Annotated in this window: 18 protein-coding genes; 9 read left to right on the top strand and 9 right to left on the bottom strand. The window is 62.0% G+C overall.

Going from position 1 to position 22,647, the window contains the following annotated elements; genetic code table 11:
- Nucleotides 1–109: 109 nt before the first annotated feature.
- The 6 genes from DQW91_RS07505 to DQW91_RS07530 form a co-directional block, all read right to left on the bottom strand.
- Entirely contained in the window at nucleotides 110–1,366 is a 1,257-nt protein-coding gene (locus DQW91_RS07505; protein ID WP_112662995.1) for a porin, read from the bottom strand.
- Nucleotides 1,367–1,858: 492 nt separating this feature from the next.
- Nucleotides 1,859–2,974 (bottom strand): 4-hydroxyphenylpyruvate dioxygenase, encoded by a 1,116-nt coding sequence (gene hppD / locus DQW91_RS07510; protein WP_112662996.1) that lies wholly within the window; start codon nucleotides 2,972–2,974, stop codon nucleotides 1,859–1,861.
- Nucleotides 2,975–3,034: 60 nt separating this feature from the next.
- Nucleotides 3,035–3,661 carry a maleylacetoacetate isomerase gene (gene maiA, locus DQW91_RS07515; protein WP_112662997.1) on the bottom strand — a complete coding sequence of 209 codons (627 nt, stop codon included), beginning with the start codon at nucleotides 3,659–3,661 and terminating at the stop codon, nucleotides 3,035–3,037.
- Nucleotides 3,658–4,110, bottom strand: coding sequence for a MarR family winged helix-turn-helix transcriptional regulator (locus DQW91_RS07520; RefSeq protein ID WP_157961366.1), 453 nt, complete (start codon nucleotides 4,108–4,110; stop codon nucleotides 3,658–3,660). Before DQW91_RS07520 ends, maiA begins: the two co-directional genes overlap by 4 nt.
- Before the next feature lie 198 nt (nucleotides 4,111–4,308).
- On the bottom strand, nucleotides 4,309–5,058 hold the full coding sequence (locus tag DQW91_RS07525; RefSeq protein ID WP_157961367.1) for a hypothetical protein: 750 nt from the start codon (nucleotides 5,056–5,058) through the stop codon (nucleotides 4,309–4,311).
- Nucleotides 5,059–5,063: 5 nt separating this feature from the next.
- Nucleotides 5,064–6,152 carry a TRAP transporter substrate-binding protein gene (locus tag DQW91_RS07530; protein WP_112663310.1) on the bottom strand — a complete coding sequence of 363 codons (1,089 nt, stop codon included), beginning with the start codon at nucleotides 6,150–6,152 and terminating at the stop codon, nucleotides 5,064–5,066.
- 79 nt (nucleotides 6,153–6,231) lie between these two features.
- On the opposite strand from DQW91_RS07530, the gene DQW91_RS07535 reads away from it, so the two are divergent.
- The gene (locus DQW91_RS07535) at nucleotides 6,232–7,251 is read left to right on the top strand and encodes a fumarylacetoacetate hydrolase family protein (RefSeq protein ID WP_112663000.1); all 1,020 of its coding nucleotides are present in this window, start codon (nucleotides 6,232–6,234) and stop codon (nucleotides 7,249–7,251) included.
- Between the two features lie 118 nt (nucleotides 7,252–7,369).
- Nucleotides 7,370–8,719 (top strand): esterase-like activity of phytase family protein, encoded by a 1,350-nt coding sequence (locus tag DQW91_RS07540; protein WP_112663001.1) that lies wholly within the window; start codon nucleotides 7,370–7,372, stop codon nucleotides 8,717–8,719.
- 59 nt (nucleotides 8,720–8,778) lie between these two features.
- On the opposite strand, the gene DQW91_RS07545 is transcribed toward DQW91_RS07540, so the two are convergent.
- The 3 genes from DQW91_RS07545 to DQW91_RS07555 all read right to left on the bottom strand — a co-directional run bounded on the left by DQW91_RS07545 (nucleotide 8,779) and on the right by DQW91_RS07555 (nucleotide 11,647).
- The gene (locus DQW91_RS07545; RefSeq protein ID WP_112663002.1) at nucleotides 8,779–9,387 is read right to left on the bottom strand and encodes a LysE family translocator; all 609 of its coding nucleotides are present in this window, start codon (nucleotides 9,385–9,387) and stop codon (nucleotides 8,779–8,781) included.
- Nucleotides 9,384–11,198, bottom strand: a complete 1,815-nt coding sequence (locus DQW91_RS07550) for an ATP-binding cassette domain-containing protein (protein WP_112663003.1) — start codon at nucleotides 11,196–11,198, stop codon at nucleotides 9,384–9,386. Before DQW91_RS07550 ends, DQW91_RS07545 begins: the two co-directional genes overlap by 4 nt.
- Nucleotides 11,199–11,269: 71 nt before the next feature.
- Nucleotides 11,270–11,647: a hypothetical protein gene (locus tag DQW91_RS07555; RefSeq protein ID WP_112663004.1), complete on the bottom strand. Its 378-nt coding sequence runs from the start codon at nucleotides 11,645–11,647 to the stop codon at nucleotides 11,270–11,272.
- Between the two features lie 345 nt (nucleotides 11,648–11,992).
- Here DQW91_RS07555 and DQW91_RS07560 point away from each other — a divergent pair, with 345 nt between their 5' ends.
- The 7 genes from DQW91_RS07560 to DQW91_RS07590 all read left to right on the top strand — a co-directional run bounded on the left by DQW91_RS07560 (nucleotide 11,993) and on the right by DQW91_RS07590 (nucleotide 22,638).
- Entirely contained in the window at nucleotides 11,993–13,804 is a 1,812-nt protein-coding gene (locus DQW91_RS07560; protein WP_112663005.1) for an SLC13 family permease, read from the top strand.
- 214 nt (nucleotides 13,805–14,018) lie between these two features.
- Nucleotides 14,019–15,047 (top strand): helix-turn-helix transcriptional regulator, encoded by a 1,029-nt coding sequence (locus DQW91_RS07565; protein ID WP_112663006.1) that lies wholly within the window; start codon nucleotides 14,019–14,021, stop codon nucleotides 15,045–15,047.
- Nucleotides 15,048–15,262: 215 nt separating this feature from the next.
- Nucleotides 15,263–15,802 carry an HdeD family acid-resistance protein gene (locus DQW91_RS07570; protein WP_245410948.1) on the top strand — a complete coding sequence of 180 codons (540 nt, stop codon included), beginning with the start codon at nucleotides 15,263–15,265 and terminating at the stop codon, nucleotides 15,800–15,802.
- The gene (locus DQW91_RS07575; RefSeq protein WP_112663008.1) at nucleotides 15,799–16,875 is read left to right on the top strand and encodes an efflux RND transporter periplasmic adaptor subunit; all 1,077 of its coding nucleotides are present in this window, start codon (nucleotides 15,799–15,801) and stop codon (nucleotides 16,873–16,875) included. The genes DQW91_RS07570 and DQW91_RS07575 overlap by 4 nt, the downstream gene beginning before the upstream one ends.
- Nucleotides 16,875–19,964, top strand: coding sequence for an efflux RND transporter permease subunit (locus DQW91_RS07580; RefSeq protein WP_112663009.1), 3,090 nt, complete (start codon nucleotides 16,875–16,877; stop codon nucleotides 19,962–19,964). Before DQW91_RS07575 ends, DQW91_RS07580 begins: the two co-directional genes overlap by 1 nt.
- A complete protein-coding gene (locus DQW91_RS07585) occupies nucleotides 19,961–21,085 on the top strand; it encodes an efflux RND transporter periplasmic adaptor subunit (protein ID WP_112663010.1) in 1,125 nt (374 codons plus the stop codon). Before DQW91_RS07580 ends, DQW91_RS07585 begins: the two co-directional genes overlap by 4 nt.
- 47 nt (nucleotides 21,086–21,132) lie before the next feature.
- Nucleotides 21,133–22,638 carry an AbgT family transporter gene (locus DQW91_RS07590; RefSeq protein WP_425373387.1) on the top strand — a complete coding sequence of 502 codons (1,506 nt, stop codon included), beginning with the start codon at nucleotides 21,133–21,135 and terminating at the stop codon, nucleotides 22,636–22,638.
- The last annotated feature ends 9 nt before the right edge of the window (nucleotides 22,639–22,647 follow it).

The following is a 22,647-nucleotide window of genomic DNA, read 5'->3' on the forward strand; positions in this document are numbered from 1 at the left end:
AGAGGCACGGTCCCAGCCCGTGGGAGGGGGGCGACTGCTCCTCGATAGATCGCCAAAAAAGAAAACCCCGGTGTTTCCACCGGGGTTTCCTGTCCAATCGGAGAGCCGATTAGAAGTCGCGCTGAACGCGGAGGCGACCTTCCCAGGAGCTCTCGTTCGAGCCGACCGGGAGGAGAACGCGGCCGCGGGGATCGAGACGAGCGTAGAGAACTTCCACGCCGATATCGAAGCCGCTAACCGGCTGCCAGAACACGTTGGTACCAACGCGCCACTCGTTGAAGTCCGGGATACCGGCCTGGTTAGCAGCAGCCGAGTAGTTGAAGCTGGCGTACGAACCGAAGACGTTCTGACGGATCTGGGGGGTCCAGTAGTGACGCAGACCACCAGCAACCGACCAACCGGTCGAGAGGCTCGTGTTACCCGTCGCCGGGTTGAAGAAAGCGTCGATCGTCGGAGCGGTAAGCGTGCCAACGCCGAAGCTGTTGCTTGCACCACCGGTGATGTAGCCAAGCGCGCCGTGAGCGTAGGTAGCCGCGATCCAGGCGGCGTCGCCCGGAGCGAGCATCGGCAGGTTCACGCCAACCTGACCCGTGACGGCGAAGCCGTACTCGGTGTCGGGGAAGTCGCTGAAGCCGTTCGCGGTGAACAGGTTGTCGCTGCGGATCTGGTGACCGGCAGCCGACAGCTGAGCCGTACCCCACGTGCCGGTGTACTTGATGTTACCGACGACGTCCGGAGCGCGCTGACCGGCGTACGAGAAAGCGGTAGCAACCGCGCCGTTACGACGCTCGAGACCGTCTTCGAGCGACAGGGTCGCCGAGAAGCCGTTGCCGAACGTGAAGGTGTAAGCCAAGAGGCCGACATCCGGAGCGTCCGAGAAGCGGAGCGTGCCCATGTGGCCGGTCGGCAGGTCGCCGTTGTCGAAGAACGACGTCACGCGACCAGCGGTGAGGCCACCGAACTGGATGAACGCTTCAGCAACGTTCGGGCTCTGGGTGATCGAGCCGGTGCCGGTGAGCGGCGTGCCCGAGTTACGGGTGATCTCGAAACGGACCACCGAACGGAGCAGACCATAAGCGGTCGACGTACGAGCGTCGAGCTGGATACGGCCGCGGGTGCGGAAGCCGTTCGAGTCGAAGCTACGGTCGAAGGGCTGACCATAGACGTAGTCAGCGCGGACGCGGCCGCTGACGCGCAGGCAGGTTTCCGTGCCCGGGATGTAGAAGAAGCCTGCACCGTAGGTCGAGCAGACGCGAACGTATTCCACCGGAGCCGCCTTCTTGGCGGGCAGATCGGCAGCGTTAGCCCCGGCAACAGCTGCAAGACCAGCAGCCGATCCGAGGAGAAGGCTCTTGACGAGCTTCATTGAGTGACCTCCAAAGTTTCGAGACCCTTGGGGGGCCGGGCTTTTGTGCCTCGATAGCTTCAACGAAGCTTAGAAGACGTCCCATTTCCCCTGGTTATCGATTGGCCCTCACCGGAAACCGGATCGGGAACAACCAGTAACGACCGGGGTGCCCCCGTCGCTGTTGCCACATTAGCCAGGACGAACGCCCAAGCAACCGAATGAAGGCGGAAAAGGGGCATCAACGGAGGCTTTTCAGGGGCATGTTGCACAAAGGCCACGTTCCTGAAGGCCCCTTTAACCAGACATTAAGAAAGTCAGGGTCGATTTTAATAAATCATTAAGAAACAAAGACTTCGAAGGTCTAGCGCAGGCCGGAAAAGCACCCTCTCCATGCCTGTTTGAGGCCCTTGGAGGGGCAATCTCCAACTTCGCCGGGACGTCGCCCTGAGGATAACTCCCCACGGGGAACAACCGGGATCGGGTCTTTCCGACCCCGGATTCGCAGAATCGTCAGGCGTTTTCGGCTTTCAGGACGCCGCGCCGGATCTGGTCTTCCTCAATCGATTCGAACAGCGCCTTGAAATTCCCCTCACCGAATCCCTCGTCGCCCTTTCTCTGGATGAACTCGAAGAAGATCGGCCCGATGGCCGTCTTGCCGAAGCGCTGGAGCAGAACCTTGGTAAAGCCGCCCTCGACCACTCCCTCGCCATCGATGAGGATGCCGTCCGCCTGAAGACGGGCGAGCGGCTCGCCGTGGCTGGGAAGCCGCTTGTCGATACGCGCGTAATAGAGATCGTTCGGTGCCGGCATGAATTCGACGTCGGTCCGAATGAGTGTCTCGATCGATTCATAGAGATCGGTTGAACCCAGCGCGACATGCTGGATTCCCTCGCCGTTGTACTCCTGCAGGTATTCCTCGATCTGCCCGGTTTCACCCGCATCCTCGTTGATGGGGATGCGAATCTTGCCGTCGGGGCTCGTCATGGCGCGGGAGTGGAGGCCCGTGAGCTTTCCGGAAATGTCGAAGTAGCGGATCTGGCGGAAGTTGAAGAGGCGCTCATAGAACCCCGCCCATTCATTGAGCCTGCCGCGATGGACGTTATGGGTCAGGTGGTCGATGTAATAGAGCCCGACGCCCGGCGGCTTTGGATCGGGCTCGCCGAGCCACTCGAAATCGACATCGTAGATGGACCCCTTCGCTCCATAGCGATCCACCAAGTAAATCTGCAAGCCGCCGATGCCTTCAATGGCGGGAATGTCGAGCTCGCTCGGCCCGATTTGCGTCTGCGCGGGCCTGGCTCCGAGGGACAGGGCACGGTCGTAAGCGTATTTCGCATCGACGACGCGGAACGCCATCGCGGGCGCTGAGGGGCCGTGCTTGGCGGCGAAACGCGCCGCAAACGAGCCCGGCTCGGCGTTCAGGATGAAATTGATGTCGCCCTGACGGTAGAGCGTCACATTCTTCGAGCGGTGCTTTGCCACCGCCGAAAAGCCCATTGTCCGGAACAGACGGTCCAGCTCCTCGGGCTTGGGGTGGCAGAACTCGACGAACTCGAACCCATCGGTTCCCATCGGGTTGTCGTCGGTAATGGCCGGGGGCGGCGCATCGTGTGGAAACGGTCCCATCGTTCTCCTCCTGTTGTCTCTCAGCCGCTTCGGGCGGCGAGCGTCGGCAAAGGCGCATCGTCAGACAGCGTCGGGCTGCTGGTCCGGCGCTGCGGCCTGAAAGGCCGGATGGCCAGAGCAGGCGGCATCCACGGCGACGATGTTCGGATAGGCATCGAGCGCCATGTCCATCCGGCGCGCGTTGAAAACCTGCGGCACGATGTAGATGTCGGCCAATGTCGGGTGAGCACCGAAGGCATAGGAGCCGGGCCTAATGAGGCGCTCGATGGCGTCGAAACCCTGACGTATCCAATGGGCATACCAGGCATCGATCTGCGCCTGATCGTGGCCGAGCGTATGCTTCAGGTACTGCAGGACGCTCAGATTGTTGAGCGGATGAATATCGCAGCCGACAATGGCGGACACCGCCCGAATGCGCGCGCGCATCTCAGGGTCGGCTGGAAGAAACGGCGGCTCGGGATGAGTCTCCTCGAGATATTCGAGAATTGCCGGAGATTGGGTGAGAATAGTGTCGCCTATATCGAGGGCAGGCACCCGTCCCTGCGGGTTGATGCTTCTATATGGCGCTTCAAGCTGCTCGCCTTGCCGGAGATTGACCGGAACCGCCGAGTAGGAAAGGCCCTTCAGGTTGAGGGCGATCCGGACACGATAGGCGGCTGAGGACCGGAAATAGCTGTAGAGCTTCACGACCCGCCCTCCTCCTGCGGCGCCAGCGAGCGGGCATGGCGGGCCAGCTTGTCGACAAGAGCGGACAGAATGCCCTGCTCCTCGCCACTCAAGACAGACAGAAGGCGTCTTTCGAAAGCCAGGGCCTCCGGCGCCAGATCCTCGTAGATGGCTCGCCCTGCGGGAGTCAGTTCCAGCAGCTCCTCGCGCCTGTCGTCGGCATTGGGCTTGCGGGCCACAAGGCCCCGCTCTTCCAACGTCGCGACCGCACGCGAAATGGTGGATTTGTGCATCACGCCGTGGGCGGCAATGTCCCGCGCTGTCCGGAATTCATATTGTCCGAGCGTGACGATCACCCGCCAGCCGGGGATCGTGAGCCCGAACCGCTCAGCATAGATCTGCGCAAGCGCATTGGACGTCAGGCTCGCCAGAACATTGAGCCGGTAAGGCAGAAAGCGTTCCAGAATCACGAGAGCTTCCGGCTGCTTTCGGAGGGCGACAGAGCTTTGCATTGCCATTGACAAAATTCGTTGCTATTGCAACTAATAGAATAAAATTGTTGCACGCGCAACGAAATTCGAGAGACTGGTGCCGCTCGGTCCAAGAGGAGATGCGCTTTTTCGTCGATGGAGAAGGGAAAGCTGCAGTTCGCGATGTCCGTGTCCGGCTCAACGCTCGGGATCGAAGGCCAGCCCATTGCCAACGGCGTCGAGCGTCAGCCGCTCACGGCGCGGCAAAGTCTTCCATGTCACCTTCGAAGGATCGTCCCTCGAAATATAACCGGTCGCAAGCTTCATCCTGCCGGAAAGATAATTGACGCTGATGTCGTTGGTCTTGCCGCTGGCGCGATGGACTCCGGCGCGGTCAAAACCGATCAGCTCGAAATGGTCGTTCCTGTATTGGAAGATGTGCGTTACCGTAAACGTATCCCACCCGCCGGCATTCCTGAAAGCCGACAGGATCACGCGCAATCCGCCCCGCTCGATGTTCAATCCGTTGTCTCCGAAATAATCTTCATCGAGCGGATCGACATGGCGCGGAATAAGCGTGTTGTTCTCAACCTGCAGGACATAATCGCCCACGGGTCCGTTGCGAAACGCTACCGCCAGGATGCGAGGATTCGTGTTGAACGGACTTTCACCGAGTCCGATATTCTCGATGACGTTCTTGCGGTCATTCTGTCGAAGGACGAACGCCATATCGGCGATACCATCCCGGTTCAAGTCGCCGGAAGCCTGCACTTCGAGAACCCAACCCTGCGGGACGAACCCTTCCGCAGACGCGGCTCTTTTCGGCAGGTTCGGATAAACGACGTCCGGGATCTTAAGCTCCTGCGCCGCAACGCCGGCGGCGGCGAGCACGCCGCCGCACAACGCAAAGCAAAGGAGAAATGCTGATGATCTCCTCTGCAATCTCATCGCCTTTACGCCTTGCCGCGCGTGCGGATCATGAAGGTGTCGAAGGCGTATTCGTTGAGCTGCCACCAGGGCAGCACGTCGGCGCGATACGCCACCATCGACTCGTAGCCCTTCTTGAAGGCCGGGCTCTTTTCGGAAAGCTCGCCATAAAGCTCGTTCGCCGCCTTGAGAGAGGCCTCCAGAATGGCAGGGGAGAAGGTGCGCAGCTCTGCGCCGCCGGCGATCATGCGGCGCAGGGCCTGCCCGTTCACCGCGTCATACTTCGCCAGCATCCAATTATGGGCCGCCTCGGAGGCATTGGCCATGATGGCCTGATAGTGCTTCGGCAGTTCATCCCACTTCTGCTGGTTGATGAGGAGGTGCAGCATCGCGCCGCCCTCCCACCAGCCGGGAGCGTAATAGTATTTCGCGACCTTGAGGAAGCCGAGCTTTTCGTCGTCATAGGGGCCGACGAACTCCGCCGCATCGAGCGTGCCGCGCTCAAGAGCCGGATAGACATCGCCAGGCGCAACCTGCTGCGGCACCACGCCGAGCTTGGCGAGCACCGTGCCGCCAAGGCCGCCGATGCGGAACTTGAGGCCCTTGAGATCATCGACGGTGTTGATTTCCTTGCGGAAAAACCCGCCCATCTGCGCACCGGAATTGCCACAGACCAGCGACGTGACATTGAACTTGGCAAGCGTCTCGTTGATGATCTCCTTGCCGCCCGCGAAGTGCCACCAGGCGTGCTGCTGGCGTGCGTTCAAGCTGAACGGAAGGCCCGTGCCGATGGCGAGCGCCGGCTCCTTGCCGAGATAGTAATAGGTCGGCGTGTGGGCACACTCGACGGTGCCGTTCTGCACCGCATCGAGCGCCTGGAGGCCGCCGACGATCTCACCGGGGGCGAAGACCTGGATCTGGAACTTGTTGTCGGTCGCCTCGGCCATGTACTTGGCGAAGGTCTGGGCAGTGCCGAAAATGGTGTCGAGGTTCTTCGGAAAACTCGAAGTCAGGCGCCAGCGGATCTCCGGCGAGGATTGCGCAATGGCAGGCGCAGCAACGGTTCCGGCCGCTGCCGCAAGGCCCGCCCCCTTCAGGAAGCTTCTTCTCTTCATCGTCGATGTCGTCATTGGCGTTTCCCCGCAAAGCTTTCCGTTGCACACTCAGCACCCCACAACAACCAGGACGGTCGCCATGAAGCTTTCTTCCCTTGCCCAAGGCCGCGATGGCCGTCTGGTCGTCGTCTCAAGGGATCTGACACGTGCAACGGATGCTTTTTTCATTGTTCCGACCTTGCAGCAAGCCTTGGACAATTGGGAATTAGTCGCGTCCCGGCTTCAGGATCTCGCCGATCAGCTCGAGCACGGCTCGGTTCCTTCGTTCCGCTTTCACGAGCATGACTGTGCGTCACCCCTGCCCCGCGCCTACCAATGGGCTGACGGCTCGGCCTATGTGAACCATGTCGAGCTCGTCCGGAAGGCGCGCGGGGCCGAGATGCCCGCCTCGTTCTGGACGGACCCGTTGATGTATCAGGGCGGCTCGGACGCCTTTCTTGGCCCCCGCGAGCCGATCCTCGCCGTCAGTGAGGCACATGGGATCGATTTCGAGGCGGAAATCGCGGTCATCACTGGCGATGTGCCGCTCGGGGCCTCGCGGGAGGAGGCCGCCGCGGCCATCCGCCTCATCCTTCTCGTCAACGACGTCTCCTTGAGAAACCTGATCCCCGCCGAACTCGCCAAGGGTTTCGGATTCTTTCAGGCAAAGCCCTCCTCGGCTTTCTCACCGGTCGCCGTCACCCCGGACGAATTGGGCGAGGCCTGGGACGGGGGGAAGGTGCGCCTGCCACTCCTTTCGAGTCTCAATGGAGCACCCTTCGGTGCTCCCGATGCGGGCGTCGACATGACGTTCGACTTTCCGACGCTCATCTCCCACGCGGCAAAAACCCGTCCGCTCGGCGCGGGCACGATCATCGGATCGGGCACCGTCTCGAACAAGGGCAAGGACGGCGGACCGGGCAAGCCTATCGCGGAAGGCGGGCTCGGCTATTCGTGCATTGCCGAGCAAAGGACGGTGGAGACCATTCTTGGCGGCGAGCCCAAGACTTCATTCCTGCGCTTCGGCGACACCGTCCGCATCGAAATGAAGGACAAGGACGGCCAATCCATTTTCGGAGCCATCGAGCAAGAGGTGGCGGCTTATCGAAGGGAGACATGACGTCAGCGGTTCCGCACCGCGAGCAGATTCGAATTCATCGGCATGTCACGTAACGTTCGCCTGAACGACACCGAGCCGGTTCAGAACTCCTCCGCTCGCTTTTGAGCGGAGGATATCCATGACAACCCGTTGGACTTTAGCGCTGCCTTTGGCGGTGGCGCTTGCTTCGCCCGCTTTGGCTCAACAACAATTTCCCGCGACCCTCGCCGGCCATGCCATCCTGCCGGCGCAGAGCTTTGTCGAGGCCCCAGCCGATGCGCCCGCCGATCTCAAGATCTCGGGCAAGTTCACGACCGGCAAGCGCGTGGACGCACTTGGCTCCATCGAAGGCACTTCGGGTGATCGCCCGACGGGCGTGAAGCTGCCGTTCAAGGGCCAGCCGCTGCAAGGCCACTCCGGTATCAAGAAGATGGCGGACGGCACCTTTTGGGTTCTGACCGATAACGGCTTTGGCGCGAAGGCGACCTCGCCGGACTCGATGCTCTACATGAACCGCTATCGCATGGATTGGGATAAGGGCGGCGTCGAGCGCCTGGAAACCGTTTTCCTCAGCGACCCGGACAAGAAGGTGCCGTTCCGCATCGCCAATGAAGGCACGGAGAAGCGCTATCTCACCGGCTCCGACTTCGATCTCGAAAGCTTCCAGATCATCGGTGACAAGATCTGGTTCGGCGAGGAATTCGGTCCCTATCTCATCCGCGCCGACAAGACCGGCAAGGTGGAAGCCGTGTTCGAGACGCTGGTGGACGGCAAGCCCGCCCGCTCGCCGGATCATTATGCCGTCACCACACCTGCCGCACCGAACGGTGCAGTGAATTTCAACATTCGCCGCTCGAAGGGCTATGAAGGCATGGCCTCCTCGCCGGACGGTCGCTTCCTCTATGCTCTTCTCGAAGGCCCCGTGTGGGACGCGGAGAAGAAGGATGGGGAAAAGACCGCCGAGGGCAAGGAATACCTGCGCATTCTCGAATTCGACGTGCAGGGCGAGAAGTGGACGGGCCGCCAATGGAAATACGTTCTCGAGCAGAACGGCCTGGCCATCGGCGACTTCAACATGATCGACGCCACCACCGGCCTCATCATCGAGCGCGACAACGGCGAAGGCACCGCCGACAAGGCCTGCTCGCAGGGCCAGAAGCGCCCTGACTGCTTCAGCGACATCGCGAAGTTCAAGCGCGTCTACAAGGTCGAATTGTCGGATCAGAACGTCAACGGGCCGGCCCGCAAGATCGGCTATATCGACCTGATGCAGATCGCCGATCCGAACAAGAAGGCGAAGAAGCCGCTCAACGACAACGTGCTCACCTTCCCGTTCTTCACCATCGAGAACGTGGATGTGGTCGACAGCCGCCACATCATCGTCGGCAACGACAACAACCTGCCGTTCTCCACAAGCCGCGAACCGAACAAGCAGGACGACAATGAGTTCGTTCTTCTCGAGGTCGGCGACTTCCTGAAGGCGCGTTGATCGGCGTAGCGTCGTGTTGGCTCGCCTGAGCACAATTCAGGCGAGCCGTTTTCACAGCATCAGCGGCTGACGGCCAGAGCTGTACCGTAGCCGACGAGTAGCGCTCCGGAGCCTCGATTGAACATCTTGAAAGCCCTCGGCTGGCGCAGCAGCGCCCCTGCCTTCGCGGCGAGGGCTCCGTAAGTGTTCAACGATACGAACGAGATCGCCATGAACGTCGCCACCAGAATACCGACTTGCGGTGCAATCGCCTCGCGCTGATCGAGAAAAAGCGGCAGCACCGTTGCGAAGAAAAGCAGGGGCTTCGGGTTTGTGATGGCATTGAGAAATGCAACCCCGAACATGCGCCGCCCCGATACGGAGCGAGCCGTTTCCGGGAGGCTCGAACGCCGCCAGAGCTTGATGCCTAACCAGACGAGATATCCGGCGCCGATCCAGCGGAGGATTTCCATCACGACGGCAGATTTCGTGAGGATCTGTGCGAAGCCGATTGCAACCACCGCCCCGATACATGCCAGCCCGAGAATGTTGCCTAGAGCAAACGCAGCCACGACACGCTGGCCGTACTGCATACCCGTGTTGACGGCGAGCACATTGGCAGGACCAGGAGTTACGATATTGATCGCCGAGACCGTCGCGAACGCAATCCAGATGTGAGTCTCAATCACGCACTGCCCTCCAGTTCTTCCTTCAGCATCTCAAGTTCCAGCCAGCGTTCTTCCGCCGTGCTCAACTCCGTTTGAAGCGCGGTGAGTGTGTCCATCGCTTTCTGGAAGCGCGCAGGATCGCGCGTGTAGAGTTCCGGATCGGCGAGGATTTCCTGCACCTTCGCGATCTTCGCTTCCAACTCACTCATGCGCGTCGGCAGCGTTTTCAGGTCGTGCTGCTCGTTGAAGCTGAGCTTGCGCTTCGCGGCCGGTGCGGCCTGCGGCTGAGAAGTCTTCTCAGCTTTCGGTTTTGTCTCCCTCTCGGCAACCCGCGCCTGCACACCCTCACCGCGCTGTGCCACCATGTCGGAATAGCCGCCCGCATATTCGATCCAGCGCCCCTCCCCTTCGGCGACAAGCACCGAGCCGACCGTGCGGTCGAGGAAGTCGCGGTCGTGGCTGACGAGGATCACGGTGCCGGAATAATCGACGATCATTTCCTGCAACAGATCGAGCGTTTCGAGATCGAGATCGTTCGTCGGCTCGTCGAGCACCAGAAGGTTCGACGGTTGCGCCAGTGCGCGCGCCAGCATCAGGCGGTTGCGTTCACCGCCCGACAAAACGCCGACGGGCGTGCGCGCCTGCTCCGGCGAGAACAGGAAGTCTTTCATGTAGCCGATGACGTGCTTGGCCTGCCCGCCGATCATGACGCTGTCGCCGCGCCCACCCGTGAGGGTTTCGGCCACAGTCGCGTTGGGATCGAGGCTGGCGCGGCGCTGGTCCAGCGTCACCATCTGCAGATTGGAGCCGAGCTTGATCGTGCCGGTATCGGGCGCAAGAACACCCGTCAGCAGATTGAGAAGCGTCGTCTTGCCCGCGCCATTCGGACCGACGATGCCGATCCTGTCTCCGCGCAGGATGCGCAAGGAGAGATTGGAAACGATCGCACGATCACCGAAAGATTTCGAGACGCCATCGGCTTCGACCACCAGCGTGCCGGACTGTTCGGCCTCGCTCAATGTCATGCTCACGGAGCCGACGGCTCCCTTGTGATCGCGCCGCTGTTGGCGCAGGGTGTGAAGATTGGCGAGGCGGCGCACATTGCGCTTGCGGCGCGCGGTGACGCCGTAGCGCAGCCAGTCCGCCTCCGCCGCGAGCTTCCTGTCGAGCTTGTGCTGCTCCATCTCCTCCTGTTCGAGAACGCTGTCCCGCCAGGTCTCGAAATGAGCGAAGCCTTGCCCGAGACGACGCGTCACGCCCCGGTCGAGCCAGACCGTCGATTGCGACAGGTTTTCCAGGAAGCGCCGGTCGTGGCTGATGAGTACGAGTGCGGAGCGCAGGCTCTTCAATTCGCCTTCCAGCCATTCGATGACGGGCAGGTCGAGATGGTTCGTCGGCTCATCAAGGAGGAGCACGTCCGGCTCCGGCGCCATCACCTGTGCCAGGGCCGCGCGTCGCGCCTCACCGCCCGAGAGGCGCGAGGGATCTTCATCTCCTGTGAGCCCGAGCTGCTCCAACAGGTAGCGGGCGCGATAGTGATCGTCCCCCGGCCCGAGCCCCGCCTCCACATAAGCGAGCGTCGTCTTGAACGCGCTCATATCCGGCTCCTGCGCCAGATAGCGAACGGTCGCCCCCGGTTGGACGAACCGCGTGCCGCGATCGGCCTCGATAAGCCCGGCAGCGATTTTCAGAAGCGTCGATTTACCGGAGCCGTTGCGGCCGACAAGACAGGCCCGCTCACCGGGAGCGATTGAAAGCTCGGCATCGGTGATGAGCGGGGTGCCGCCGAAGGTCAGGGCGATATTCTGGAGAGTGAGAAGCGGTGGAGCCATGTCCCCGTCCGTGGCACTTCAGGGCCGCGCGCGCAAGTCCCCACGGTTCCATCGCATCACGGGCGACATTTTCAGGTGGAGGTCTTCCCCCATTGGGCCAGTGCGTTCTGAAGCTCCGCCGGGTCGATTGCGACCTTCAGAACCGCTCCGCCGAAATCGAGAGCGAGGACGGGTTTCCCATCCACGGCCTCGACCCGCGTTTCCAGAGGCGTCAGGGGAACGCTTTTGAAGTGATTGGGCCCCGCTCCCTCCGAGAACTGCTTTGGCGGCAGGGCCTTGTGGGTTCGCGCGATCCCGTTGAGCAGATCCGACAACAGGGGCGTGGAATCGACCGTGCCGAGCAGCACCTCATACTCGCGCCCCAACTCGGTACGAACGCCAAGCGCGAAGATATTCCCATCGTTAGACACCTCGACGCGCCAGGCCGTCGACCCGATTCTCTTGACCAATCTTGCCCCCTTCGGTTGACGCCGGGACTACACGGCGCGCCTTCTGGCTAATGCGCCAAGGCCCGCTCCGCAACCCGGCTCCCGGCAAACGAAAATTGGTACGCACGGCATAATCCGGGATTCTGGGCCATTCCGCCTGCAAGCTTCGCTGCGTAACATCGCGGCAGCAGGAATTGTGCCCAATCCAGCAGAGATGGAGGTCCGGCTCCGCCGGGATTCCCGATTGAAAGAACCGCACGTCCTTCATCGTTCAGACTCTGCGGGTGCGTTGTTCGACGTCTTCCCCCACTTCGATCTCAAAGGCCCCGACGGGCCGGTGCATAACCGTACCGAGGAGCTTCAGCCTTGAGCAGCATCGCAATCACGGGCGCCATCATTCTTGGCGCGGTGGTCCTCTTCGTGTGGAACCGCCTGCCTGTCGTTCTCGTCGCCCTGATGACGTCGCTTGCCCTTTTCGCCACGGGCGTCCTGCCCATCGAGGATGCGCTGGGGGGCCTTGGCGATCCTGCCGTCATCTTCATCGCGACGCTGTTCATCGTCAGCGCCGGGCTCGAGGCCACGGGCGTGACCGCCTGGGCGGGTCAATTGCTCATTGCGAAAGCGGGAGAGGAAAGCCGCGCGCGCCTGCTCATCCTCACCATGTCCCTCGTCGCGCTTCTCACGGCGCTCATCAGCGTCAATGGCGCCGTCGCGGCCCTTTTGCCCGTGGTCGTCGTGATTGCGGTGCGCCTCAAGCGCGCGCCTTCGCAGCTTCTCATGCCGCTCGTGTTTTCCGCCCATGCGGGATCGATGCTCGCCCTTACCGGTACACCGGTGAACGTGCTCGTCTCGAACGCTGCCATCGACGCGGGACTCGGTCGCTTCGGCTTCTTCGAATTCACGCTGGTCGGCATCCCGCTCCTGTTGGGCACCATGGCGATCATCATCCTGTTCGGCGAGCGTCTTCTGCCGCAGACCAGCGGCCCGACGATCCCGTCCGATTTCAGCCGGCATGCGATGACGCTCGTTGAGCAGTACGGATTGAGCAACGGCGCGTTTCAGATGCGCGTGCGTGCAAGTTCTCCTTATGTCGGCAACCCGCCTGAGGCTGTCGACGTCGCGCCGTTTCCGGGCCTTCAACTCGTCAGCATCCAGCAGAATGGCGGCGGTCCTTTGCGCCGCACGACCATCGCGGAGGGCGATTATCTCATCCTGCGGGGTGATGCGGAAACGGCGGCAACATTCGCCACGCAGAAACACCTCGCCTTCAGGCAGGAAGAAGCGGCATCCGATTTGCAGGAGACGCTTTTCAACCGCAATTCCGGCCTCGCCGAAGTCGTGATTCCGCCGCGCTCCGGCATGATCGGCTCATCCGTGTTTCCCGGCATGGTGACCGAGAGCGGCGATCTCATCATCATGGCCGTTCAACGCCAGGGCGCGGATCTCGACACAGCGGCGGTGACGCTCGAGGCCGGCGACACGCTGCTGCTGCAGGGCACATGGAAGGCGCTCGATCTGCACCTCAACGATCCCAATGTGCTGGTGGTGAATTCGCCGGAACTCGTGAGACGGCAGGCGATTCCGTTGGGAGCAGGCGCAAAGCCCGCCATCGCCATTCTGGTCGCGATGGTCATTCTTCTGGCGACAGGGTTCGTTCCTCCCGCCATCGCGGGACTTCTGGCGGCGGGTGCAATGGTGTTGACCGGCGTTCTGACTGTCGACCAATCATTCCGCGCGATCAACTGGACCACCGTCGTTCTGGTCGGCGCCATGATGCCGCTTTCAACCGCGATGGACGAGACCGGCGCTGCAAGTCTGCTCGCAGAAGGACTCGTATATGCGGTGGGAGATGCCGGCCCCTTCGCCCTCCTTGCCGGGCTCTTCCTGTTGACTGCGATCCTCGGGCAGTTGATCAGCAACACGGCGACGGCGCTGATCGTGATCCCCATCGGCGTTGCAGCCGCAAACAGCATCGGCGTGTCGCCGCGCCCGGTTCTGATGAGCGTCGCGGTCGCGGCGGCGGCTGCGTTCCTGACACCCATCGCGACACCGACCAACCTGATGGTGATGGCTCCCGGTGGCTACAAGTTCGGCGATTACTGGAAGCTCGGTCTTCCGCTGCTGATCTGGTTTTTCATCATCGCGACGTTTTACGTGCCTCTGATCTGGCGCTTTTGAAAATAGTCTCATGCACGCACAGGGTGAAGAAATGCGGCGGAGACTATTGTCTTTCGATACTCGCTCCCTAGCCTATTGATTGAGTGGCCTTGTTCGCGTTTTCAATCGGCGCTCCGGCCTTGTCGTCCCTTTAAAGGCGCGCCTGAAGAATCCGATGCCCCTGCCAGCGCAGGTGCGTGAGGAAGAGGCGCAGCTTGTGTGAAGGGTGATCGTAATGACGGGGCAGCAGATCGCCGGCAGCGCCGGAAAGCAGGATGCTCCCTCTCCTGCCCGTTTCACGACCCGGCACGCTCCCGTTTCCGAGCAATTCGAAGCCTGGCGTGAATTTCGCTCCAGCTCCGTCGATATCTCCCTCATTGAGAGGGCCGAGCCGGGCTTTCTGCTGGACCACGTCTCCTGGGATCTCGGCGGTGTTCTGCTCGAGCAGACTCACTTGCCTTCGACAGCGCTCAGACGCTGGCGGCACATTCCGAAATCCTTCATGGATCATTGGTGCCTGGTTCTCGCCCGCAACACGAAGATGACGAGCCGATGGGCAAGCGGCCCTGCGCGCGATCTCAGCTTTCGCTCTCTCATCTTGCCATTCGAGGGACAAGGCGCGGACGAGGACGTGTTGACCCTTTTTCTGCCGCGCGATCTTTTCCGCAAGGAAGCGAAGATCCTCGACAATGCGCATGAGGCCATTCTCAACACTGGGCCGGGCGCTATCCTGGCGGATTATCTGACCTCGCTCGCGCGGGAACTTCCGACAGTTTCGCAACAGCACCTGCCGGGGTTGCGAACGGCGACGTGCGCCATCGTCGCCGCGTGCCTTGCTCCCACCCTTGATCGCGCGGCGGACGCCGAGAAGCCGATCACGGCGGCGCTGCGGGAGCGCGCACGCCGCATTGTTGCGCAGAACATGGCGGAGGCGGACTTCGGTCCCGACGCGCTTGCCCGCTTGATGTTCGTTTCCCGCTCGAAACTCTATCGTGTGTTCGAAAGCAGTGGCGGCGTCGCCCGCTTCATCCAGCAGGAGCGATTGAAGGAGGCGCATGACCTGCTTGCTCACGCCAGGCCCGGCACGCCAATCGGCACAATCGCGACCAACGTCGGCTTCAGCGATCACTCCGCTTTCAGCAGGGCCTTCAAACTTGAATACGGCTACAGCCCCAGCGAGGCGCGAGAGATGGCCCTTGCCGAAAATCTCTTGAACGCATCGCCAGTGCAGCCCCCCAGCTCCAATCGGGATCCTGCATCCTGAATATTGGGATTCTCGGCATAGAGCTGAGATAGTGGGCTCATCCCGGACTATCGGCGCACTGCTATCTTTTCTCTTGGGTCTGTATGCCGCCTTCCTCCCTTAACGGTGAGGCGGCACACGGTTGCGTGCAACTTGGAACGTGTGGGTGCGGCTAGCCGATGCCAGAAGTCGAGATTGTCAGACGCGCACCCTCATCCGACGCACGGCATGATCCTTTGAAGTACCGCTCTCGCTGGATCGGCTTTCTGCTGCTGGGCGTGGTGTTCCTCGCATGCGGCACGGTGGCGGTCATGCTCCCTACAATGTCAACCATCGCGACCAGCACGGTGCTCGGTGCTGTGCTCGCCATCGCCGGAGCCGTCACCGTCGTCCAGACTTTTCAAGTTAAAAGCTGGGCCGGTTTCGTCTGGCAGATGCTCTGCGGCGCAGCCGAAGTCGTCGGCGGCCTCCTGATATGGCTCAACCCGCTGAAGGGCGCGGCCGCGGTCACGCTGCTGGTGGCCATCGTTCTTGTTGCGCAGGGCATCTCGCAGATTGGCCTCGCCTTCAAAATCCGCCCTCAACGCGGGTGGACCTGGCTTGTCATCGCGGGCCTTTGTTCTCTGGCGATCAGCCTCGCCTTGGTTCTCCGGTTCCCGTTTCCGAACATCACATATCCCGGCTCAATGGCCGGCGTCGCGCTGCTCCTCGCCGGCGTCGCTTACATCGCCATCGCCGTGGGCTGGTTGAAGGTCGGCATGGAGCGTTCGTCATGACACCAGCGGCCATCGGAGCACTGGTGTGCACCCTCGTTATGCTTGCGGGCTGCCAGCGTGAGGAGGAAGCTGCGAACCCGCCTCCGCGTGCCGTGCGCGCCATCGCCGTCGAGGCCGCGCACCCGCGCTCCGCCGACACTTTCAGTGGACACATCGAGGCGCATGAGCAAGTGTCGCTCGCGTTTCGCATTGGCGGGCGTTTGACCGAGCGATTTGTGAATATCGGGAGCGAGGTCCATGACGGCCAACCGATTGCACGGCTGGAGCCGCAGAACGAGCTGAACGCCCTGCGCTCCGCACGCGCCGCCCTTTCCGCTGCCGAAGGTGTTCTGACTCAGGCCGAAAACAACTTCGACCGGCAACGCGAGCTTCTGGCGCGGAACGTCACGACGCAAGCCTATTTCGAGGCCGCCGAGCAAGCGAGAAACGCCGCCGGGTCACAGGTGGAAGCCGCGCGCGCGCAACTTGAGACGGCGGAAGACGTGGTGCGCTTCACCAAGCTGGATGCCGATGCCGCCGGGGTCGTGACGGCGGTGGGGGCCGAGCCCGGCGAAGTCGTGCAGGCAGGGCAAGCCATCGTGCGGCTTGCCCGCAGGGGCGGACGCGATGCGGTGTTCAACGTTCCGGCGCAGTTCCTCAGGTCCGTTTCGCCCGATACGGTTGTGAACGTGAGGATGGCCGATAACCCCACGGCGGTTGCCAAGGGCAGAGTACGGGAAATCTCGCCGCAGGCCGATCCCGTCACCCGCACGCATCAGGTGAGAGTTGGGCTGACATCCCCGCCTCCGTCCTTCAGGCTCGGCACCTCGGTCATCGGAACGGTGCAGACCGAGGCGGCACCGTTTCTCGCCGTCCCTGCGACGGCGCTGGTGGGAGAGCCGAAGGCGCAGGCGGTCTGGGTCGTCGATCCCAAAACATCGAGCGTTGCGCTGCGCAAGGTCGATGTCGTTCGTCAGGAACCCGCCACCGCCTTCATCACCAAGGGGCTGAGTGCTGGCGACGTCGTCGTCACCGCCGGCGTGAACTCGCTGAGGGAAGGGCAGACCGTTCGCCTTTTGGGAGCGGAACTGTGATGGCGGTAAACCTCTCCGAATGGTCGCTCAGGCATCGATCGCTGGTCGTCTTCATGATGATCGTCGTGGTAGCGGCGGGCATCGCGTCGTATTTCCGTCTTGGCCGCGCCGAAGACCCAAGCTTCGTCATCAAGACCATGATCGTCTCCGCCGCGTGGCCGGGGGCCAGCCTCGACGACACGCTCAAGCAGGTGACGGAGCGCATTGAAAGAAAGCTCGAGGAGACGCCGAACCTCGACTTCCTGCGCAGCTACACCAGCCCCGGTGTGACGACGATTTTCGTCGCCTTGAAGGGCGACACGTCCGCACGCGAGGTTCACGACACCTGGTATCAAGTCCGCAATCAGATCGCCGATATCCGCCTCACCCTGCCACAGGGCGTCGTTGGCCCGGTCTTCAACGACCGCTTCGGCGATACTTTCGGCATCATCTACGGCTTCACCGTCGACGGGTTCACCCACCGCGAATTGCGCGACCATGTCGAGAACGTGCGCTCGAAGCTGCTGTTGGTGCCGGATGTCTCGAAAGTCGAGATCATCGGCGCGCAGGACGAGCGCATCTTTGTCGAGTTCTCCGTGAAGGAACTCGCCGCGCTCGGCATCGACCGAACCATGCTTCTGAGCGCGCTGCAAAGCCAGAACGTCGTGCGCCCCGCAGGCACCATTCAGACCGATGCCGAAAGGATCTCCCTCAACGTCTCGGGCGCGTTCGTGTCCGAGAAGGACATTCTCGGCATCAACTTTCCGGTCGGTGACCGCATGGTCCGCCTTGGCGACATCGCCAGCGTCCACCGCGCCTATGCCGACCCGCCGCAACCGCTCTTTCGCGTGAACGGGAAGGAGGCCATTGGCCTTGCCATCGCCATGCGCGAGGGCGGCGACATTCTGGCGCTTGGCGGGAACATCAAGACCGCCATGAATGCAATCAAGAACGATCTTCCTCTCGGCATCGAGCCGCAACTCGTTGCCGATCAATCGACGACCGTGAAGGATGCGATTGCGGACTTCATGTCGTCGCTCTGGCAGGCCATCGCGATCATTCTCGTGGTGAGTTTCATCAGCCTCGGCGTGCGGCCCGGCCTCGTGGTGGCCCTCTCCATTCCCCTGACGCTCGCTGTCGTCTTCGCCGTCATGGATCTCGCCCATATCGACATGCAGCGCGTATCGCTCGGCGCGCTCATCATTGCGCTGACGCTCCTCGTCGACGATGCCATGACGACGACGGATGCGATGATGACGCGTCTTGCCGCCGGGGACGACAAACAGCGCGCCGCGACTTATGCCTTCACGCGCTTCGCCTTCGCCATGCTGGCGGGCACGCTCGTCACCATCGCAGGCTTCGTGCCTATCGGTTTCGCGGCGAGCGCTGCGGGGGAATACACGTTCTCGCTGTTCGCCGTCGTCGGCATCGCACTGATCGTCTCATGGTTCGTGGCAGTGATCTTCTCCCCCCTTCTCGGCGTCTGGATTCTCAAATCACCCAAGAGCAGCACAGCCCAGCAATCGGCGGGCCGCGTCATGACGCTCTATCGCCACGTTCTATCCTCGGCCATGCGCTGGAAGTGGCTCACCATCGCAGGAACGCTCGCTCTTTTCTTGCTCTCGATTCTGGCGCTGCCTCTTGTTCCACGCCAGTTCTTCCCTGCCTCCGACAGGCCGGAATTGCTGGTCGACCTGCAGCTGCCGCAGAACGCCTCGATCTATGCGAGCGAAGACATTGCGCGCCGGTTCGACGCCGTGCTCACGAGCGATCCGGATGTCGCGCGCTGGAGTACTTATGTCGGGCGCGGCGCGATCCGTTTCTACCTGCCCTTGAACGCCCAGCTTCCCAACCCGTTCTTCAGCCAGGCCGTAATCGTCGCTCGCGACGTCGCAGCCCGCGAGCGGCTTCGCGCAAAGCTCGAGCCACTTCTGGCGAACGAATTTCCGAGCCTCATCGCGCGTGTCTATCCACTCGAACTCGGCCCGCCGGTCGGCTGGCCCGTGCAATATCGGGTGAGCGGCCCCGATCTTGATACGGTCCGCGACATCTCCCTCAAGGTCGCGCAAGTCATCGCAGGCGATCATCGCACCGAGAACGTCAATTACGATTGGATCGAGCCCGCGCGCGAGATCGACATCCACGTCGATCAGGATGAGGCGCGGCGATTGGGGCTGAGCTCGCAGGCCGTCGCGGCGGTGTTGAGCACGGTCATATCTGGAACGCCCGTCACGCAGGTTCGGGATGACATTCACCTTGTCGATGTGGTGGTGCGCGCCACGGACGAGCAGCGTGAATCGCTTGCAACGCTGGAGACCCTGCAGGTCGCCCTGCCGAACGGGCGCACCGTTCCGCTCAAGCAGTTCGCAACATTCTCCTACAAGCAGGATTACCCGCTCGTCTGGCGTCGCGACCGTGTTCCAACGCTGACGGTGCAGGCGGATCTCGTGCCCGGCAACCTTCCTGAGACAGTAGTCTCGGCCCTGACACAAAAGATGGAGGAACTGCGCAAGACGCTGCCGCCATCCTACCACATCGCCATCGGCGGCACGGTGGAAGAGAGCGCGCAATCGCAGGCCTCCGTCATCGCCGTCATTCCGCTCATGCTGTTCATCACGTTGACGGTGCTGATGGTCCAGCTCAAGAGCTTCCAACGGCTGGTGCTGGTTCTAAGCGTCGCGCCGCTCGGCTTGATCGGCGTCGTCGGGGCCCTGCTTCTGTCGGGCAAGCCACTTGGTTTCGTCGCTCTTCTCGGCATTCTCGCTCTTCTCGGCATCATCACCAAGAACGCGGTGATCCTCATCGGCCAGATCGACGCCGAGCGCGCGGGCGGCAAGAATGTGCGCGATGCCGTGATGGATGCGAGCAGCACACGCTTTCGCCCTATCATGCTCACCGCGATCTCCACCATTCTGGGCATGACCCCCATCGCGCCAACCGTCTTCTGGGGACCGATGGCCTTCTCCATCATGGGCGGGCTTTTCGTGGCGACGATCCTGACGCTGGTTTTTCTGCCCACGCTTTACGTCGCCTGGTTCGGGCGAAAGGGAGCCACGCCGGAAGAGAGCGCGCCTCTGGCTGCAAATCTTGCCGAAGGAGCTGCGCGATGAAAGCGTCTCCTCTCATCGCCCTCATGGTGGCCCTTCCCCCGCTGCTGGCGGCCTGCAGCCGTCAGGCAGAGGCTCCGCAGCCGAAATCGCGTCCCGTACGGGTGTTGGCTGTCGAGCCCGCAAAGCTGGGAGACGCCATTGTCCTCACCGGTGACGTGCAGGCCGAGAAGGAAGTGTCCCGCGCGTTTCGCATTGGCGGGCGCGTCATCGAGCGCCCGGTCAATATCGGGGATCGCATCACGGCGGGCCAGCTTCTTGCGCGGCTCGATCCTCAGACGGAACAGAACGCATTGCGCGCCGCACAGGCCGCGCTTGCCGCTGCCGAAGGACAAGTCAGTAAGACACGCAACGTCTATGAGCGTCAGGCAAGCCTGCTCGCGCAAGGCTTCACGACACGCCCGCGCTATGATCAGGCGCGGCAGGCCCTGCAAACGGCGCAGGCACAAGTCGAGGATGCCGAAGCACAGGTTGAGGCGGCGCAGGACCGCCTTGCCTTCACTGAAATTCACGCCGACACGGATGGCGTTGTCACCGCGCGCGGTGCGGAACCGGGCGAAGTGGTGCAGCCCGGACAGATGATCGTCCAGGTGGCGCGTGCGGACGGCAGGGACGCGGTGTTCGACATACCCGCGCGCATGCTTCAAACGGCGGTTCGCGATCCGTTGATCGAGATCACGCTGATGGACGACCCCAGAGTCACGGCCATCGGGCGCGTGCGGGAAGTCGCATCGCAGGCGGACCCTGTCACACGCACGTTCCGGGTGCGCGTCGGTCTCGACCATCCTCCGGAGGAGATGCGGCTTGGAGCGACGGTCGCGGGCCGGATAGACCTCTATTCCGCGTCCGTGATCGCCATACCCGCAAGCGGGTTGACGCGCTTTGGCCGCGATCCCGCCGTGTGGATTGTCGATCCGGCAACCTCCGCCGTGTCGCTGCGCGCGGTAAGCGTGCTGCGCTACACCCCGACAAGCGTCGTCATCTCACAGGGACTGCATCCGGGCGAAATCATTGTCACGGCAGGAACGCAGGCCCTGCATCCGGGCCAGATCATTCGCATTCTCCCCGCATCGCCCGCTCCATCCAGGCTTTCGCTCACGACGACGCACGCGAAACCATCATGAGAAGGAAGAGCAACGTGAACCGCACAGTCGAAGCCCCGAAATCCATGATGCAGAAAATACTCGATGTCGTCGAACGTGTGGGCAACAAGGTCCCTCACCCGGCAATGATCTTCGTCATTCTCATCGCCATCGTGATCGTTCTCTCTCATATCTTATACGTCACAGGAGCGAGCGTCGCCTATCAGGTCGTCAATCCCGAAACGCACAAGGTCGAATATGCAACGACCGCGGCGCGAAGCCTGCTGACGGCGGATGGCATCCGCTTCATGTTCACCGGCGTTGTTCAGAACTTCATGAACTTCAACGCCGTCGGCGTCATCATCGTTGCGATGGTGGGCGTGGGTGTCGCTGAGGCCGCGGGCCTCGTCGACGCCCTGATCCGCAAGCTTGTGATCGTCGCTCCGCAGAAGGCGTTGACCTATATCCTCGTCTTCGTGGGCATCCTCTCCAGCATCGCCGCCGACGCGGGATACCTGGTTCTCATCCCGCTTGCGGCCGCCGCCTTCATCAGCATCGGCCGGCACCCTCTCGCAGGTCTTGCCGCCTCCTTCGCGGCGGTGGCAGGCGCCTTTGGCGTCAACATACTGATCGTCCCCCTCGACGGCATCCTGACCGAGATCACGAACGATGCGATTCATCTCCTCAATCCAGCGATATCGATTGGCCTTGCCGCCAACATCTGGTTCTCCATCGCCTCCGTCATCATGCTCACGGTCGTCGTCGCGCTGATTACCGAAAAGATCATCGAGCCGCGGCTCGGAGCTTATGAAGGAGAACATCACGTCGAGGCGGGGGAAGGCCTCTCCGCCGACGAATCGCGCGGACTGAAATATGCGACCTATGCCTTGATCGGCGTTCTCATCTTCATCGGGCTTCTCTCGCTCCCCGCTGGCGCACCGCTCCGCAATCCCGACACCGGAGACCTGGTGGGCAACTCGCCGCTGATGAACAGCCTGATCGTCGTGATCGCCATGATCTTTCTCGCGATGGGCGTGGCCTATGGCATGGGTGCCAAGACCATGAACGGTATCAACGATGTCATCAACGCCATGACAAAGGCCATCGCGAGCCTGAGCGGGCTGATCTTCCTGCTGCTCATCATCAGCCAGTTCCTCGCCTACTTCAACTACACGAACATGGCGACGCTCGCGGCGGTCTCGCTCGCCGATATTCTCAAGCGCGCGAACTTCGACGCTCTCTGGCTTCTCGTGGGTTTCGTCGTCGTCGTCATGATCCTCGATCTCATCATCACGGGCGCGGTGCCGAAATGGGCCATCTTCGCGCCGATCTTCGTCCCGCTCCTGATGAAGCTGAACGTCGCGCCGGAGGCCGTGCTAGCGGCCTATCGTGTGGGTGACTCGCCAATGAACTCGATCACGCCGCTGAACGCCTATTTCGCGATGATCGTCACTTTCGCGCAGCGGTACCAGAAAGATGCCGGCGTCGGTACGGTCATCGCGCTGATGCTGCCTTACGTCATCATTACCGCCGTGATCTGGACGCTGCTTCTGGCCATTTGGCACCTGCTCGGACTGCCCTGGGGCGTCGTCTAAGAGGCGCGC

It is taken from the genome of Microvirga flavescens, from assembly GCF_003290125.1.
GTDB lineage: Bacteria > Pseudomonadota > Alphaproteobacteria > Rhizobiales > Beijerinckiaceae > Microvirga > Microvirga flavescens.

Excerpts from the sequence above, each read along its gene's own strand:
- hppD (WP_112662996.1), bottom strand. The coding sequence starts at position 2,974 with ATGGGACCGTTTCCACACGATGCGCCGCCCCCGGCCATTACCGACGAC.
- DQW91_RS07505 (WP_112662995.1), bottom strand. The coding sequence starts at position 1,366 with ATGAAGCTCGTCAAGAGCCTTCTCCTCGGATCGGCTGCTGGTCTTGCA.
- DQW91_RS07540 (WP_112663001.1), top strand. The coding sequence starts at position 7,370 with ATGACAACCCGTTGGACTTTAGCGCTGCCTTTGGCGGTGGCGCTTGCT.
- DQW91_RS07525 (WP_157961367.1), bottom strand. The coding sequence starts at position 5,058 with ATGAGATTGCAGAGGAGATCATCAGCATTTCTCCTTTGCTTTGCGTTG.
- DQW91_RS07550 (WP_112663003.1), bottom strand. The coding sequence starts at position 11,198 with ATGGCTCCACCGCTTCTCACTCTCCAGAATATCGCCCTGACCTTCGGC.
- DQW91_RS07535 (WP_112663000.1), top strand. The coding sequence starts at position 6,232 with ATGAAGCTTTCTTCCCTTGCCCAAGGCCGCGATGGCCGTCTGGTCGTC.
- DQW91_RS07580 (WP_112663009.1), top strand. The coding sequence starts at position 16,875 with ATGGCGGTAAACCTCTCCGAATGGTCGCTCAGGCATCGATCGCTGGTC.
- DQW91_RS07590 (WP_425373387.1), top strand. The coding sequence starts at position 21,133 with ATGCAGAAAATACTCGATGTCGTCGAACGTGTGGGCAACAAGGTCCCT.
- DQW91_RS07530 (WP_112663310.1), bottom strand. The coding sequence starts at position 6,152 with ATGAAGAGAAGAAGCTTCCTGAAGGGGGCGGGCCTTGCGGCAGCGGCC.
- DQW91_RS07565 (WP_112663006.1), top strand. The coding sequence starts at position 14,019 with ATGACGGGGCAGCAGATCGCCGGCAGCGCCGGAAAGCAGGATGCTCCC.
- DQW91_RS07585 (WP_112663010.1), top strand. The coding sequence starts at position 19,961 with ATGAAAGCGTCTCCTCTCATCGCCCTCATGGTGGCCCTTCCCCCGCTG.
- DQW91_RS07575 (WP_112663008.1), top strand. The coding sequence starts at position 15,799 with ATGACACCAGCGGCCATCGGAGCACTGGTGTGCACCCTCGTTATGCTT.